The sequence below is a fragment of the Alteromonas sp. P256 genome, assembly GCF_036864455.1.
In the GTDB taxonomy this organism is placed as follows: domain Bacteria; phylum Pseudomonadota; class Gammaproteobacteria; order Enterobacterales; family Alteromonadaceae; genus Alteromonas.
In genome coordinates, this window is sequence record NZ_JAZETM010000030.1 from 1 (window position 1) to 1,212 (window position 1,212).

The following is a 1,212-nucleotide window of genomic DNA, read 5'->3' on the forward strand; positions in this document are numbered from 1 at the left end:
TAACGAATGATATGGACTCCCCACCTAATTCGGCATCTATGTGCCATATTGAAAGTGCGAAGTTTCAACAATAGTGGAGAGTCCATATGTCCTTAATTAAAGTCGTTGGCGTTGATTTAGCCAAATTAGTTTTCAGTATTCATGGTGTCGATGAGTATGGCAAGACCAAATTACGCAAAACAGTTAAACGTGACAAGCTGTTAGCTGAGGTTGCTAAGCTACCTAAATGTGTGATTGGGATGGAGGCGTGCTCTGGCTCACATTATTGGGCGCGAGAGTTCAGCAAACTGGGTCATGACGTTCGTATCATGGCATCTAAATTTGTTATTCCGTATCGTCAGAGTGAAAAGAACGATGCCAACGATGCAGAGGCAATTTGTGAGGCTGTGTCTCGTCCTAAGACCCGTTATGTCAGTATTAAGAGCGAAGAGCAGCAGGCGGTTTTATGTTTGCATCGCATTCGCCAAGGCGCGATAAAAGACAGAACAGCTCGGATAAACCGGTTGAGGGGGTTGCTGTCAGAGTTCGGCATCATCATGCCGAAAGGCCGATATCCTGCACAAAATACCATCTCAGGCATACTTGAAGATGCTGAAAACGGATTGCCCTTTCTGGCTAGAGAATTACTCGATGACCTATGGCAAAGCATTAAGCGATTGAATGAGGAAATCCTTAAGTACGATAGGAAGCTGTATCGATTAGCGAAACAAATGCAAGCCGCTAAACGCTTAATGAGTATTCCAGGAGTGGGTGAAATCACTGCTACCGAAGTGGTAGCGACAGTCAATGATGCTAAACACTTTGCAACTAGCCGTGCGTTTTCAGCGTGGATAGGTCTGGTACCCAAACAATATACCACCGGTGGCGTTGCGAGATTGGGGCGTATCAGTAAACGTGGTGAGAAACACATACGAACGGCACTTATTCATGGTGCCAGAGCGGTTATGGCGAATTGTAAAAACAAGACTGACCGAACCAGCTTGTGGATAAAAGACCTAATTGAGCGGCGCGGCTTTAAGCGCGCACGTGTGGCATTGGCGGCTAAAAACGCACGCTTGATTTGGGCGTTGTTGCAATCAGATAAAGAGTATCAAGTTGATTATGTAGCCAGTTAAAAGCGGTTGCACTTAAAAGGTTAACCCCACCGAGTCAAAGCATTAGCAAATGACGATAACACGGTCAGACCGAGAGCATGAAAGCCTGTTTAGTCGG

Annotated in this window: 1 protein-coding gene; it reads left to right on the forward strand. The window is 45.8% G+C overall.

The window, feature by feature from the left end; all coding sequences use genetic code 11:
- Positions 1-86: 86 nt before the first annotated feature.
- Entirely contained in the window at positions 87-1,115 is a 1,029-nt protein-coding gene (locus tag V7R39_RS17690) for an IS110 family transposase (protein ID WP_334032275.1), read from the forward strand.
- Positions 1,116-1,212: the final 97 nt, after the last annotated feature.

What these genes read in the sequence shown, in the direction of transcription:
- V7R39_RS17690 (WP_334032275.1), top strand. Translation starts at nt 87, where the DNA reads ATGTCCTTAATTAAAGTCGTTGGCGTTGATTTAGCCAAATTAGTTTTC.